We start from the raw sequence: 12,952 nt of genomic DNA, 5'->3' as shown, positions 1-12,952 counted from the left end.
GTGAACGACGAGGCCATTCCCGCCGCAACACTGATCCTCGTCCGCGAGCGGGGCGACAGGCCGCCCGATCTACTGATGGTCGAACGCGCCGGCGGAATGGCCTTCGCTGCGGGCGCACTCGTCTTTCCTGGAGGGCGGATCGACGAGGGCGATCGCCGCCTCGCTGCCGAATTTGGCGTCAAGGCGGCAGCGGTCGCCGCAATCCGCGAAACGATCGAGGAGACGGCAATAGCGGTGGGACTAAGTCCGACGCCCGATGCTGCGCGGGCGCGGATATTGCAGGACGCGCTGGTTCGCGATCGGCCCCTTGCCGAATTGCTGGAGGAACATCAGCTCCAGCTCGACGCGAGCGCGCTGACGGCCTTCACGAGGTGGGTCCCCAAATTCCACGCTGTCCGCCGTTTCGACACCATGTTCTTCATTGCTCCGGCTCCTTTCGGAGACTGGGAACCCCAGGTCATCGAAGGCGAATGTGCGGGCGCCTTATGGGTGTCGGCAAGAGAGGTGCTTGAACGGGATCGCGCCGGGAGCGCACGGCTGATATTCCCGACACGCCGCACTCTTGAACGTCTCGCGCAGCACCCGAGCTTCGATGCGATCCGCGAAGATGCGCTCGCGCATCCGATCGAACCTGTCACTCCCTGGGTCGAAGAAGTGGACGGCGAGCGGTTCATTACGATCCCGGACCATCTGGGCTACCCGGTGACCCGGGAACGTCTCGAGGGACTTTGGCGCGGTTGATCGGGCGGTCGAGTCGCCCGCACGCCAAATAAAAAAGGGGACCGCCGAAGCAGCCCCCTCCTCTTTTCTTGTTAGTCGAAACCTACTTCAGATGGTTCGACAGGTGCTTGTTCATCTCGAACATGCTAACCCGGTCCTTGCCCCCGAAGACCTTCTTCAACTTGTCGTCGGCAACAATTTCCCTCTTGTTCTGAGGGTTTTGTAGGTTGTTCTTGCGAATGTGATCCCACACCTTCGAGACAACCTGGCTACGCGGAAGCGGCTCGCTGCCGCAAATCGCTGCCAGATCGGCCGACGGGGTGACCGGGCGGGCCAGTCCGCCCCCTGCTTTACGACTGCCTTGTGCCATCATGGCCCTCCTGTTGTTCCTATCTGTGGATAGAGCGCAAAGCTCAGTGCTTTGCAATGCCGTTGCAGAGGGAAAATCAGCGATTTTTTCGCTCGAACGGAACGACCCTGTTCAAGACGTCGTGGCCAATGTCGGCTCGGCCGCCAAAGGCAATGCCGGAACGATTGCACCATTGCTCGACAATGTCGGCCTCGTCGGCCCCGAAATCCGGGTCGTTTGGAAGGACATCCAGGACCCGCCCCAGCCTGATGCGGCGTACAGACTGGATCGCCGCGCTTGCAGTCACATGAAACATCGACCGGTCAATCCGATAGAGCTGCTCGCTGAGGTCTTCGATCAAGAGATCGACCCCGGTGAAATCGGGTTCGAGCGAAGTTCCCAGAAGGTTAGAAAGCACCGTCAGGTTGAAGGCCATTGCCGGCCCGTCGAGCGCCGGCTCGAGCGTATCGGGATCACGGCGCACGAGCCAGTTCAGGGCGCGGTTTACCGCTAGCTCGCCGCCCGGGCGAAGGACGTCCTGCGGCATCGGGCCCCAGGCGACATCAAGACCGGCCCGGTGGAATCCCGCGAGCAGAAAACCAGCGTCGCTATAACCCATGTAGAGCTTATTTCGAGCTGCAGCGGGGAAATCGATCACGGCCGCTTCGGCGATCCGGTTCGAGCCATAACCTCCACGGGCGAACCAGACCGCATCGATGGAAGGGTCGCCCATCACCTCGCGAAGCGCTCCCAGCCGGTCTTCGTCGGGCCCTGCGAAATGGCCGTCCGACAGAAAGCATTGCGGGTGGACGAGGAGCTCGAAATCGCCCCTCGTGGCCGCAATCGCCTCTAACCTGTCCGATGCCTCTCGCTTGAGCGGGCAACTTGGGGCAACTACCGCGATGCGCATGGGTGGTGCAGCGTCCGCGGGCTAAACGAGGGCCGCGACGACAGCGCCGATCGCGGCAACCCCGGCAAGCGTGACAGCGAGCCTCTTTCGCATCGACCTGCGCCAGCGGTCATAGGCCGGGACGTCGAGAAAGAAGGTGTCCTGCCCCGTCTCGATGATTACGCCCTGCCGAACGAAGCGAGCAAGTGCGCGGCGCTTCACGAACCGGTCCGGCACCCATTGGATCGCCTGGGCAGAACTGACGGCATTTTGCTGCATGAAATGGGAGACGACGTCCCTTCGTGCCTTCGCCACTACAGCTGCTGCCGCGCTCGCCATTCCATTCTCCCTCGTGAGCAAACCCGACACTAGCTGCGATCCAAAACTCTGCAATCGCGGAGGTTGCCCCCTTTCCTCTGGTAATCACTTCGCAAGCATCGAGGCCTAACTTCCAAGGCAAGAGGCTCGAAAGGCGAGTCTCGGGCGCAAGCGGAGTGCAATTATGTCGGAAGTCCTCGTTTACGAGCGGGCATCACCAGCCTTTGCTGCAAGTCTTGCTCAACGCGGTCACCACATCGTTTACCGCGCAAACAGCGACAATCACTGTCCAGGCTGCGGGCGCTCGCATTGGTACATCGGGCGCGTGAGCGCCGAATGCGGCTTCTGCGGAACGGCGGTTCCGCTTGCCGAGGCGCGCCGCGACGAGCCGGCCTCGCACGGCCAGCGGCGCAGTTCCGTTTCGGCGGCCGAGCAGCGCCGTCATCAGCGAATGGCGGCCAAGGACCGCAAGCTCCAGCTCCTGATTGACGGATCACCCAGGAGCTTTGCCTTGCAGAATATCTCGGAAGGGGGCGCCATGGGCGACAATGTCGCCGACCTCGCGCCCGGCGCGAACGTGCACGTCCGGTTCGAGGGCGGCATCCTCGTGCCGGCCGTTGTCAAATGGGCCGAGGACGGGCTCGTCGGCCTCGCGTTCGTGACACCTGTCCTGCTCGATCGCTCGGACCAGCAAACCCACTGACGCCGACGAATTTGAGGTAGCGCAAGAAGCGTCAATCGGGCAGCTTCCCCTCGTTTCGTTTGAGGGGAAATCATGAAGAAGTGCGTCGCTCTAGCGGCCGCCGCCGGCAGCCTTTTCGTCGTCTCCGCGGCCCCGCCGCCCGCAAGCTACAGCATATTGATCCGCGGCGGCACGATCTACGATGGGTCGGGAGGGTCGCCGTTCGTCGGTGATGTCGCTCTAAGGGGCGATAAAATCGTTTACGTGGGTCCCCACGCCACAGGACGCGCGGCGCGCACCATCGACGCTTCAGGCAAGGCCGTGTCGCCGGGTTTCATCAACATGCTGAGCTGGGCCAACGAAGACCTCATCGCCGATCCCCGCGGAATGAGCGACACCTACCAGGGAGTTACGCTTGAGGTGATGGGCGAAGGCGATTCCATGGGCCCCTGGACCCCCGAGATGAAGCGCCTTGAGATCAAGCGGCAAGGGGATATCAAGTTCCCGATCAGGTGGACGAGCCTCGGCCAGTACCTTGAATGGCTGACCCGCAAGGGCATCACGCCCAATGTGACCTCGTTCGTCGGTGCAACGACGGTCCGCGTGCACGAGCTGGGCGAAAAGGACGTGGATCCTTCGCCGGCGCAGCTTCTGCGAATGCGCGCGCTCGTTCGCCAGGCGATGAAAGAAGGAGCAGTCGGTGTCGGCTCCTCGCTGATTTATGCGCCGGCGACCTATGCCGAAACCCCAGAGCTCATCGCACTGGCGCAGGAGGCCGGCCGCTGCGGGGGCATGTACATCAGCCACATGCGCGACGAGGGACCCAAACTCCTTCAGGCAATCGACGAGCTCGTGACTATTTCCCGCAATTCCGGCGCGCCCGCGGAGATCTATCACTACAAGCAGGCGGGCAAGGACAATTGGGGAAAGATCGACGCAGCCATCGCGCGCGTGAACGCCGCCCGCGCCTCCGGCCAGCGGATCACCGCGGACATGTATACCTACGCGGCAAGCTCGACAGGCTTCGACGCCGCCTTCCCGACGTGGATGCAGGACGGCGGACTTGAGGCATGGGTGAAGCGCCTCAAGGATCCTCAGCTTCGAGCCAAAGCCATCGCCGAGATGAAAGGTCCCCAGGGGACTGAAAATGCAAAACTGGTCGTCGATGATCCCGAGAAAGTACTGCTGGTCGGGTTCAAGCAGGCAAAGCTCAAGGCCCTCACTGGAAAGACCCTGGCGCAGGTCGCGAAAATGCGCGGCAAATCCTCCGCGGAAACGGCCGCAGATCTCATCGTCGAAGACGGTACGCGCATTCAGGTCGTCTATTTCTCGATGAACCCCGACAATGTGAAACGCGAGGTCGCCCTGTCCTGGATGAGCTTCGGGTCGGACGCTGGGAGCCAGGCCCCCGAAGGGGTGTTCCTGAAGTCGAGCACCCACCCCCGCGCCTATGGCAATGTTGCCCGCCTGCTAGGCCTTTACGTGCGCGACCAGCACGCAACGACGCTTCAGGATGCCATTCGGCGACTGACCGCGCTTCCCGCGACGAACCTCTCGATCCGGGAACGAGGTTCGCTAAAGCCCGGCTATTATGGCGATGTCGTCGTGTTTGATCCTGCGACCATCCGTGACAACGGCACTTTTGAAAGGCCGCAGCAACTCGCGAGCGGGGTCGAGCAAGTGTTCATCAATGGGGTCCAGGTGCTGCGAAACGGGAAGCACACAGGGGCGACGCCCGGTCAATTCGTGCGCGGGCCCGGCTGGAGCGGGTGGCCCGGCGGCGGCGCGTGCCGCTGAGTGTTGCTCTCGTCCAGGGCCGCCGCCCGCCGTCCGGGGCGACAGCCCTACTAGCCATCGCGCCAGCTGCCGAATAGGGCCGCGGGCAATGATTGATTCGCCTGTCTTTTTCAGTGGAATCGGGGGAAGCGGAATGCTTCCGCTGGCCTCGATCGTACGCGCCGGCGGGGCTCGCGTCTCCGGCTCGGATCGCTCTCTCGACGCGGGCCGGACGCCGCACAAGTTCGATTATCTTCGTTCGCTCGGCATTCAGCTCTTCCCGCAGGATGGGTCCGGCCTTCAGGAAGGCATGACCCTAGTGACGTCCGCTGCGGTCGAGGCAACCGTCCCCGATGTCGTCCGCGCCAGGGAGCTTGGCCTCCCGCATCTGACACGGCCGCAGTTCCTCGCGCGCCTGCTGAATTCTGCTCAGCGAAGCGTCGCCGTCGGCGGGACCAGCGGGAAGTCCACTGTCACCGGGATGATCGGCTGGATCCTCCACGCTTGCCATCGTCAGCCAACGGTCATGAACGGCGCCGTCATGAAGAATTTCGTGACCCCGTCAGCCCCCTTTGCAAGTGCCATTGTCGGCGATCCGGAGCTGTTTGTCAGCGAAGTCGACGAGAGCGACGGTTCAATAGCTCTCTACGCGCCGGAGATCGCGGTCCTCACCAACATCAGCCTCGATCACAAGGAAATGGACGAGCTTCGCGCTCTGTTCGCGGGTTTCCTCGCGAGCGCAAGAAAAGCGGTACTCAATCTCGATGATCCCGAGACCCGGGCGCTCGCCGAAGGAGTTCGCCTAGAGAAGATCATCGGCTACGGCTTCGACAGCCCTGGCGCCTCGTACATGGGCAAGGACCTCAAACTCGAACCCGGCGGCGTCACCTTCGCGCTGGAGGCTGAGGGAGAGAGGTATGACGTGCGCCTCGCCGTCCCTGGCAGGCATAATGCCTCCAATGCGCTTGCGGCCATTGCAGCCGCCCGCGCACTTGGAGTGAGGATCGAGGACGCGGCCAGCGCTCTTGGCCGGTTCGAGGGATTGAAGCGGCGCCTCGAGACCGTGGGTGAGGCTGCCGGTGTCACAGTGATCGACGACTTCGCGCACAATCCGGACAAGATCACCGCCACGCTCGCGACCCTGCGCGCGCAGCCGGGAAGGCTGCTGATCATGTTTCAGCCGCACGGCTACGGGCCGCTTGCCAAGATGGGAGAGGCGCTTGCTGAGAGCCTAGCCGACGGGATGGGGCCGGAGGACCGGCTCTACCTGCCCGACCCGGTCTACCAGGGCGGCACCGTTGAGAAGGTCCGCGGCTCGGACTGGCTTGCACAGGAGGTTCGCGAACATGGAAAGCGGTCCGAGCATATCGCCGAGCGTGCGAAGATTGCCGGAGCGCTCGTGAGCGAAGCGAACGCTGGAGACCGCATTCTCGTCATGGGCGCGAGGGACGACACCCTCATCGATTTCGCGCAGGAACTTCTGGAGCGCCTGGCCGAAACCCAATCTCGCTGATTCGGTTGAGAGGGGCATGGCAAGGCCCGGAACAGTCACCGGCTGGAAGCTCGGGGCCGGAGAGCGCGCAAGGCTTCTCGATCGCTTCCCTCCCCGGTATGAAAACGTGATCGCCGATCACGTCACCTTGCGCGTCCATGCAGCAGCAAGGACTTCACTCCCGAGGAAGCCTCAGACTGCGCGGATCGTGGGTCGCGCGGACGACGGAAGAAGCCTTGAATGCATGGTCGTCGAACTCGACGGCACCACCCACCGCCCGGACGGATCCACCTACCACATCACCTGGTCCCTGGGATCGGACCGCAAAGCCCGGGAAAGTAACGATCTGCTGCGGGACCACGGCTGGAAAGCGATTCAGGCGCCGGTTGATGTCATCCTCAAGCCCGCGCGTTTCTGATGCGCGAAGCCCGGCTGTTCCTCGACTGCGACGGTGTACTCGCCGATTTCGACGAAGGGGCAAGGCGGCTGCTGGGATCAAGTCCCGGAACCTTCCAGCGAAAGCATGGCCGGAGCGCCTTCTGGAAGCGGCTTGCCGCCGCCAAGGATTTCTACGGCACGCTGGCGGAACTGCCCGACGCCCACATCCTGTTCGAGGGCGTCAGGCATCTCAACCCGACGATCCTTACAGGATTACCGCTCGGCAATTGGGCCGCGGCCCAAAAGATCAGATGGGCCGAGGAGCATTTCCCTGGCGTTCCCGTGATCACTTGCCTCGCCCGCGACAAGCACAAGCACATGCATCCAGGAGACGTACTGGTGGACGACCGCGAAAACCACCGCGCAGCCTACGAAGCCGCGGGCGTTGTTTTCGTGCATCACAAGAATGCGAGCGACAGCCTTCGGCAGCTCGCGAAAATCTTCCCCTCGGTAAAACCCCCGCGAGGCGCCTGAACGTCAGGCGGCGGCCTGGAGGTCCACTTTCTCGACCCATTCCGGCCAGAAGACGGGCTCCCGGCTCGACCAGCCTGGCGCAGTTGCCGCGCTCTCGCTGATCGACTGGAGCAAGGTCCGGCGGCGATCCGGGTGAAGGTGCGGAAGCGCTGCGGCGGCACAGAAGGCGCTTGGCAGCCACGGGCGCGCAGCAGCGCCGATCAGCCGCTCGTAAAGGAAGCGGTAAGCCGCGAAATTCGGCAGGCGGTCCTGGCCAAGGTCGAATGCGGAAATGGTGATCAGCATGCCAACGAACGGCTCGATCATGTCGAGGCCGCTGTCGTCGGGGACCTGCAGACGCAGATGATCAAGTTGCTTGTAGAGGCGGGCCTGGGCGCGGATGGACGCGCCCTCGCCCTCGTCGCGGGCCCAGCACTCAATCGGGTCGCGGCGCCCATAAGCCACATCGAGCGAGCGGCGAATGTAGCGCTGCGTCGCCTTGGCGAAGCTCGCGAACTCCTTCATCTCGGAGATCAGCATCGCACCGCTGGCCGGCTGGCTGGTCCGCGTAATCATGAACCCGACTCCTCAGTTCCCGAGCAGGATCATGCGGCGGCATTGGTTTCGAGAAACTTAACCACGGTCCCACTCCCCGTTCATATTGAATCAAAGGGGAGTCACCGCGTCTAGGCCAGAAATTGACGCACCGAGGGAAATCTGTGGATTGTTGAATTCGGGCAACGCCCGATGCGTTTTTGTGACGGTACCGTTATTTTTCTCGTTCCGGGAAGCCCGACGACGGCGCAGGTTCGTCCGAGCCACCCGGATGAACCGCCGAGGAAGGATCGGATGCGTCCATCGACTCATCACTCCCGACATCGGCCTTGGCGTTGGGATCGTCGGGATGTCGCTTGAGCTTTCGCTCGAGATCATGCTCGGGCGGGGCCGAGATCACCGGCGGTGGCGGCGTGTTCTTATCGTCTTTGCCTGCATTCACAGCCGGGGCTCCCTCGGTATAAACATTGCAGCGCGGAAACGAGCGGGAGCGCCTGCGCGTTCCGCGACCCGTCTGGTTTCGACCGGCAGCGGCGATGCTTCTGCCAACGGGCAAGCGGCGGTTTGCCGGGGAGGAGTTTTGGGACATGACAGTGCCAATGCTCATGATGCAACCTCCGGTCGTGAAGACACGATTCAGCGACTGGCCATTCGCTGTGAAATCGATCCTCGGCTTCTGGCTCTTCTATGCCGGGACCGTCGTCCTTCGGGCCTTCCTCGGCTCCGACCCTTGGACGACGCTCGAGAACAAGCTCATCGTGATCTGCGTCGGTATAGTCATCAATGGCGTCATCTACCTCGCAATCAGCGGACTGTCCGGCGGAAGCAGCATTCGCCGCAAGGCCGTGATTGCCGGGGTCAGCACAGCCATTGGCTCGCTGATCCTGGGCGGCACCGTCGTCATGACCGAAGACATGATGCGCGAGAGCAAGGAGGAATTTCGCTTCCAGGCGCGCGAAGGCTTCACCGTCGTCGAGCAGGGCAACCAGATCCGCATCGAGCGGACTGCGGGCGAGCCCCTCGTGCTGACCATGCCCAAGGTCCACCAGCTCGATCCGATGAAGCGCTTCCGCTATGCGCTCGATATCGCGATCACCTGGCTCTTCTTCTACATTGGCTGGAGCGCCTTCTACATTGCAAACCAGGCGCAGGCCGAGGCGCTCGGCGCTCAGCGCCGCCTCGCCGATGCGGAGAACGCTGCGCAGGCCGCGCAGGTCAGGGCGCTGCGCTACCAGGTCAATCCGCATTTCCTCTTCAACACGCTCAATTCCCTTTCCTCGCTCGTGATGACCGGGCGGACGGATCGGGCGGAAACCATGCTGCTCGCACTCTCGACCTTCTTTCGCACGAGCCTTTCACTAGATCCCAGCGCGGACGTCAGTCTTGCCGAGGAAATCGACCTTCAGCGCCTGTATCTCGACATCGAGATGGCGCGGTTTCCCGATCGCCTCACCGTCGAGATCGACGTTCCAAGCGAACTTGAACAGGCGCGGATGCCGGCCCTCATCCTCCAGCCCATCGTCGAAAATGCCATCAAATACGGCGTATCGAAGAGCCGCAAGGCGGTGGTCATCCGCATAGAGGCACGTCACCTCGACAACCACCGGATGCTGCTCGAGATCAGCAATCGCCTGAAGCACGGCGGCAAGGAAGAGCTTCCTGTCGCGACGCACGAGGGAACGGGTCTTGGCCTCGCCAACGTCTGCCAACGTCTCGAGGCTCGATGGGGCAGTCGCGCAAGCTGCCGATTTGGGCCAATGAAGGGCGGCGGGTTCAAGGTATCACTGACAATGCCGGTGGAGACGAATGGCTGAACTGGACCCGCTCCGCGTTCTCATCGCAGACGATGAACCGCTGGCCGCCGAACGCCTTCAGTTGCTGCTGGCGCGCGCGGAAGGCGCGCAGCTCGTTGGAACCGCAAGTGACGGCGAAAGCGCCATCAATCTTACCGAAGCGCTGCACCCCGACCTGTTGCTGCTCGACATCGCAATGCCCGGTCTCGACGGCATTGGCGTCGCGCGCGCACTCACCGCGCAGCGGCCCTCCCCCGCAGTGGTCTTCGTGACCGCCTTCGACCAGTTCGCCGTCGCGGCCTTTGAGGTCGAGGCGGTGGACTATCTGATGAAGCCGGTCGATCCGGCACGACTGCAGCGCGCACTCGACCGTGCCCGCGCCTATCTCCAGCAGCGAAGCGCTGAACCTGCGCCTGGCAAGGCTTCGCAATGGCTCGAGGAATTCTGGGCTTCGGATCTTTCAGGGCTGGTGCGAATTGCTGCGCGCGACGTCGACAGGGTCTCGGCGGAGCGCGACTATATGCGGCTGCACGTGGGCCGTCGAAGCTGGCTGATCCACCATTCGATGGCGGCGCTGGAGGAAGGCCTGGACCCAGAGCTATTCGTGCGTCTGCATCGCTCGGCGATCGTCCGGAAGGATTTCATTGCAGGGTTCAGCCGCAATCCATCTGGCAGGTGGATCGCGCGGCTCGCCGACGGCACCGAGCAGCCCGTCGGGCGCCTCTATTCCGATCGCGTCCGGGCAATCGCGGGCCGCTAAACGAAAACCGCCGCACGCGGGGGTCAGCGTGCGGCGGCCATTTCGATCGGCATCTTGGGTCAGTGGGCGGTGATGATGAGGGCAGCGCCGAGCACCTCCACCTCGCCGTGACGAGCTGATCTGATCGCTGCCTGGTAAGCAGGCTGCGCATCGGCGACGGTCGCAGTCCGGCACTCTCCCACCGCCTGCAGGAACGGCACGTCGCGATGGTCCGCGGGACCGCATACGACCGACGCTGCGTAGACGATGCGTCCTTGGAGCCTCTGCTGGCCAGCGTCACTCGCAAGATTGAGATCGGCATATGTCACCCGGACGGAATCCTGTTCCGCGGCCTGGCTGACAGTCGGCACCACCAGCGCGGAAGCAACGGCAAGCGCCGCCACCGCGGGAAGGGTCTTCAACATTTTTCGTCTCCCTTTTGCGCGGCGCGGGAGCTGGGGAAGTTGGAGGGGACCCGCGCCGCAGCCTTTCTTTGCACCACAAAGAAGCCGCGGGCCCGCCAGTCTCGATGACCGCTCGGCAATTTGTCGGCAATGCGACGAAGGCCGTTCGTCAGCTGTTCAATCGACGAACGGTGGTCAGCTGGCGTTCAGCTTCGGGTGCCTCTGTTCACGATCGCTGCAAGAGCGACGTCATGGCTGACGTTGCCGACTGTCCGGAAGATGTCGGGCACCATTTCGACTGCGACAAGCAGGCCAAGGGGAGCGATCGGAACGCCGAGCGCAAGCGCGATCGGCGCGATCGAGCTGATGTAGCTGACCTCGCCCGGAAGACTGACCGCACCATAGCTCATGACCGCACCGACGGCAGTCGCAGCGATCATCTGCGTGATGGTGGGCTGGAGCCCGAGCCAGTGGGCCACATAGAACGCGACCGCGACGTTCATCGCCGGGCCCGTCGCGCGAAACAGCGCCACCGCGATCGGCAGCGTCACGTCGCTCACTTCCTCACGAATGCGCATCATCCGCGCGGACGCAAGCATTGCAGGAAGGGATGCAAGAGACGAGCGCGTGGAGATCGCAACCGCCTGGGGGGCGATGAGGCCACGGCTAAACTCGCCGAGCGAAATTCCGCCGGCGATGACTGCCAGCGGATAGGCCGCGATCGTGACGAGGATTCCGATGGCGGAAATTACGACGACATAGTGACCAAGTCCGGCGAAAGCCGCGCCGCCCGCTGTCGAACCGACAGTGAAGGCAAGCGCGAACACGCCGATGGGGGCGACTGCAAGCACCCAGGCAATTACGACCAGCAATGCATCCGCGATAGCATCGAACAGGAGCACCACGGCGTGCCTGCCCTGAGCCGTTATCCTCGTTAGAGCGAGCGCGAACATCACTGCAAAGACGGTCAGGGGCAGCACATCTCCGTTGCTTGCAGCAGCGACCACGTTTGGAGGAACAACGCCCTTGAAGAACTCTGCGGCGCCGGGGAGCGGACCCGAGGCGGTCTGCTCAACCTTGCCCAGGGCCCCCTGGAGCAGCAACGCCGTTTCCCGCCCGAGCGGAAAGACATTGGTCAATGCAAGCGTCGCAAGTGCGCCGAAGACGGCCGAGCCCGTGCAGATGATCACGATCCACAATACCGACCGACCCGCGATCCGGCCCGCCTGCGCTGCCTCTGCGCTCTTAGCGATTCCGACGACGAGCAGGGCGACGACGAGCGGGATGACCGTCATCTTGAGGGCATTGAGCCACAAGGTTCCAACGAACGAGGCGATTCCAAGGGCATTGGCGCGGGGCACCTCGGCAAGATTGCCAGCAAGAATGCCCGCCAGAAGTCCAAGGACGAGTCCCGCCAGCGCATAATAAGCGCGAAAGTTCTTGCTCCCCGCTTCCGCTGCGGGCTCGCTGGCGTTCGTCAACGCGGCTTCTTGAACTTGAAGACGAAGCGGTCGGTCTTCCCCGCGATCTTGGGATCGTGAACCTCGATGTCGTGCCTGTCGGCGGGGTTGCGCAGAATATTGCTGCTCCCGACCAGAACGAAGCCCGCGCGCTTGAAATCCGCCTTTACGACGTTGGGATCGATCCGGTGATATTTTTCGACCGTCGCACGGGTATCCGGGTTTGGATTTGCCACATGATCGATGACTCCGATCACCCCGCCAGGCTTCATTGATGAGTAGACGGCCTTGAGAAAGGCGTCCGGGTCCATCCGGGGCACCTTGAGCTTCTCGTTTTGCCAGTAATTGTCGTGATAATTATCATTCAGGATCACCAGATCCGCGAAATTCCTGGGCAGGTCAGGAGCCTCGAACGCCGACGTCACGATCGAGACGTTTGGATGCGAGGCCCTGAAGGTCTCGAACGCCTGCTTCGTCTTGTCGCTGTAGAATTGCGTTGGATTCCAGACTGTTACGTGACCCTTGGTGCCGACCACGGGGGAGGTGATCTCGGCCCAATAGGCATTGGCACCGAATAGATCGAGGACGTTCATGCCCCGCCGCAACCCAAGGAACTGAAGGACTTGGACGGGCTTTCGACCAGCGTCGAGCTTCACGTTGCCAGGAGAACGCGAAGCGGACGCCGCCGCAGCGGCGATGCTTGGAGAAGCCGGTGCGGCAGCGCCTGCGCCAACCGGCACGGCGGCAATTGCAAGGGTCACGGCAGCAAATCTCGTCAAGCGCATGCGAAATTCCCCCCTTCGAGGCGATCGGCCCCTTCTTATTGCCGGAGACCAATGCGCGCCAGCCGTCAGAGCAGATCCGCCCATCGACAACCGATTTTC

At 62.9% G+C, this 12,952-nt stretch carries 16 protein-coding genes; 8 read left to right on the top strand and 8 right to left on the bottom strand.

The annotated features are described in order from the left end of the window. Complete coding sequence (locus V8192_RS12750; RefSeq protein WP_341633480.1) at positions 1 to 741, top strand: NUDIX hydrolase; 741 nt, start codon at positions 1 to 3, stop codon at positions 739 to 741. An 82-nt stretch (positions 742 to 823) separates the two neighbouring features. Here V8192_RS12750 and V8192_RS12745 read toward each other — a convergent pair whose 3' ends face one another. The 3 genes from V8192_RS12745 to V8192_RS12735 all read right to left on the bottom strand — a co-directional run bounded on the left by V8192_RS12745 (position 824) and on the right by V8192_RS12735 (position 2,297). Then, positions 824 to 1,093, bottom strand: coding sequence for an SWIB/MDM2 domain-containing protein (locus tag V8192_RS12745; RefSeq protein ID WP_341633479.1), 270 nt, complete (start codon positions 1,091 to 1,093; stop codon positions 824 to 826). A gap of 73 nt (positions 1,094 to 1,166) precedes the next feature. After that, on the bottom strand, positions 1,167 to 1,979 hold the full coding sequence (locus V8192_RS12740; protein ID WP_341633478.1) for an LD-carboxypeptidase: 813 nt from the start codon (positions 1,977 to 1,979) through the stop codon (positions 1,167 to 1,169). Between the two features lie 21 nt (positions 1,980 to 2,000). Beyond that, on the bottom strand, positions 2,001 to 2,297 hold the full coding sequence (locus V8192_RS12735; protein ID WP_341633477.1) for a hypothetical protein: 297 nt from the start codon (positions 2,295 to 2,297) through the stop codon (positions 2,001 to 2,003). A 163-nt stretch (positions 2,298 to 2,460) separates the two neighbouring features. Between V8192_RS12735 and V8192_RS12730 the strand changes: the two genes are divergently transcribed. From V8192_RS12730 to V8192_RS12710, 5 genes are all read left to right on the top strand, one after another. Then, entirely contained in the window at positions 2,461 to 2,979 is a 519-nt protein-coding gene (locus V8192_RS12730) for a PilZ domain-containing protein (protein WP_341633476.1), read from the top strand. A 72-nt stretch (positions 2,980 to 3,051) separates the two neighbouring features. Beyond that, a complete protein-coding gene (locus tag V8192_RS12725; protein WP_341633475.1) occupies positions 3,052 to 4,755 on the top strand; it encodes an N-acyl-D-amino-acid deacylase family protein in 1,704 nt (567 codons plus the stop codon). An 88-nt stretch (positions 4,756 to 4,843) separates the two neighbouring features. Beyond that, positions 4,844 to 6,247: a UDP-N-acetylmuramate--L-alanine ligase gene (locus V8192_RS12720; protein ID WP_341633474.1), complete on the top strand. Its 1,404-nt coding sequence runs from the start codon at positions 4,844 to 4,846 to the stop codon at positions 6,245 to 6,247. Between the two features lie 16 nt (positions 6,248 to 6,263). Further along, the gene (locus tag V8192_RS12715) at positions 6,264 to 6,644 is read left to right on the top strand and encodes a hypothetical protein (protein WP_341633473.1); all 381 of its coding nucleotides are present in this window, start codon (positions 6,264 to 6,266) and stop codon (positions 6,642 to 6,644) included. Further along, positions 6,644 to 7,138 carry a 5' nucleotidase, NT5C type gene (locus V8192_RS12710; RefSeq protein ID WP_341633472.1) on the top strand — a complete coding sequence of 165 codons (495 nt, stop codon included), beginning with the start codon at positions 6,644 to 6,646 and terminating at the stop codon, positions 7,136 to 7,138. The genes V8192_RS12715 and V8192_RS12710 overlap by 1 nt, the downstream gene beginning before the upstream one ends. A gap of 3 nt (positions 7,139 to 7,141) precedes the next feature. Here V8192_RS12710 and V8192_RS12705 read toward each other — a convergent pair whose 3' ends face one another. Both V8192_RS12705 and V8192_RS12700 read right to left on the bottom strand, forming a co-directional pair. Then, on the bottom strand, positions 7,142 to 7,693 hold the full coding sequence (locus V8192_RS12705; protein ID WP_341633471.1) for a hypothetical protein: 552 nt from the start codon (positions 7,691 to 7,693) through the stop codon (positions 7,142 to 7,144). 193 nt (positions 7,694 to 7,886) lie between these two features. Continuing rightward, on the bottom strand, positions 7,887 to 8,114 hold the full coding sequence (locus tag V8192_RS12700; RefSeq protein ID WP_341633470.1) for a hypothetical protein: 228 nt from the start codon (positions 8,112 to 8,114) through the stop codon (positions 7,887 to 7,889). A gap of 157 nt (positions 8,115 to 8,271) precedes the next feature. Here V8192_RS12700 and V8192_RS12695 point away from each other — a divergent pair, with 157 nt between their 5' ends. Both V8192_RS12695 and V8192_RS12690 read left to right on the top strand, forming a co-directional pair. Next, entirely contained in the window at positions 8,272 to 9,486 is a 1,215-nt protein-coding gene (locus tag V8192_RS12695; protein WP_341633469.1) for a sensor histidine kinase, read from the top strand. Further along, positions 9,479 to 10,225: a LytR/AlgR family response regulator transcription factor gene (locus tag V8192_RS12690; protein WP_341633468.1), complete on the top strand. Its 747-nt coding sequence runs from the start codon at positions 9,479 to 9,481 to the stop codon at positions 10,223 to 10,225. Before V8192_RS12695 ends, V8192_RS12690 begins: the two co-directional genes overlap by 8 nt. A 59-nt stretch (positions 10,226 to 10,284) precedes the next feature. Here the strand turns inward: V8192_RS12690 and V8192_RS12685 are convergent, their stop codons facing one another. The 3 genes from V8192_RS12685 to V8192_RS12675 all read right to left on the bottom strand — a co-directional run bounded on the left by V8192_RS12685 (position 10,285) and on the right by V8192_RS12675 (position 12,853). Next, positions 10,285 to 10,629, bottom strand: coding sequence for a UrcA family protein (locus V8192_RS12685; protein WP_341633467.1), 345 nt, complete (start codon positions 10,627 to 10,629; stop codon positions 10,285 to 10,287). A 185-nt stretch (positions 10,630 to 10,814) separates the two neighbouring features. Beyond that, the gene (locus V8192_RS12680; RefSeq protein WP_341633466.1) at positions 10,815 to 12,089 is read right to left on the bottom strand and encodes a dicarboxylate/amino acid:cation symporter; all 1,275 of its coding nucleotides are present in this window, start codon (positions 12,087 to 12,089) and stop codon (positions 10,815 to 10,817) included. Then, the gene (locus V8192_RS12675) at positions 12,086 to 12,853 is read right to left on the bottom strand and encodes a class I SAM-dependent methyltransferase (RefSeq protein WP_341633465.1); all 768 of its coding nucleotides are present in this window, start codon (positions 12,851 to 12,853) and stop codon (positions 12,086 to 12,088) included. The genes V8192_RS12680 and V8192_RS12675 overlap by 4 nt, the downstream gene beginning before the upstream one ends. Between the last annotated feature and the right edge of the window lie 99 nt (positions 12,854 to 12,952).

Origin of the sequence: Sphingomonas agri, assembly GCF_038148795.1 — a bacterium.
Lineage (GTDB): Bacteria > Pseudomonadota > Alphaproteobacteria > Sphingomonadales > Sphingomonadaceae > Sphingomicrobium > Sphingomicrobium agri.
The sequence above is the reverse complement of the archived record's forward strand: the minus strand, read 5'-3'. Positions and strand labels throughout refer to the sequence as shown.

Coding starts and splice junctions, on each gene's coding strand:
- V8192_RS12735 (WP_341633477.1), bottom strand. CDS start 2,297: ATGGCGAGCGCGGCAGCAGCTGTAGTGGCGAAGGCACGAAGGGACGTC.
- V8192_RS12685 (WP_341633467.1), bottom strand. CDS start 10,629: ATGTTGAAGACCCTTCCCGCGGTGGCGGCGCTTGCCGTTGCTTCCGCG.
- V8192_RS12695 (WP_341633469.1), top strand. CDS start 8,272: ATGCTCATGATGCAACCTCCGGTCGTGAAGACACGATTCAGCGACTGG.
- V8192_RS12725 (WP_341633475.1), top strand. CDS start 3,052: ATGAAGAAGTGCGTCGCTCTAGCGGCCGCCGCCGGCAGCCTTTTCGTC.
- V8192_RS12675 (WP_341633465.1), bottom strand. CDS start 12,853: ATGCGCTTGACGAGATTTGCTGCCGTGACCCTTGCAATTGCCGCCGTG.
- V8192_RS12690 (WP_341633468.1), top strand. CDS start 9,479: ATGGCTGAACTGGACCCGCTCCGCGTTCTCATCGCAGACGATGAACCG.
- V8192_RS12740 (WP_341633478.1), bottom strand. CDS start 1,979: ATGCGCATCGCGGTAGTTGCCCCAAGTTGCCCGCTCAAGCGAGAGGCA.
- V8192_RS12705 (WP_341633471.1), bottom strand. CDS start 7,693: ATGATTACGCGGACCAGCCAGCCGGCCAGCGGTGCGATGCTGATCTCC.
- V8192_RS12720 (WP_341633474.1), top strand. CDS start 4,844: ATGATTGATTCGCCTGTCTTTTTCAGTGGAATCGGGGGAAGCGGAATG.
- V8192_RS12715 (WP_341633473.1), top strand. CDS start 6,264: ATGGCAAGGCCCGGAACAGTCACCGGCTGGAAGCTCGGGGCCGGAGAG.
- V8192_RS12730 (WP_341633476.1), top strand. CDS start 2,461: ATGTCGGAAGTCCTCGTTTACGAGCGGGCATCACCAGCCTTTGCTGCA.
- V8192_RS12710 (WP_341633472.1), top strand. CDS start 6,644: ATGCGCGAAGCCCGGCTGTTCCTCGACTGCGACGGTGTACTCGCCGAT.
- V8192_RS12745 (WP_341633479.1), bottom strand. CDS start 1,093: ATGATGGCACAAGGCAGTCGTAAAGCAGGGGGCGGACTGGCCCGCCCG.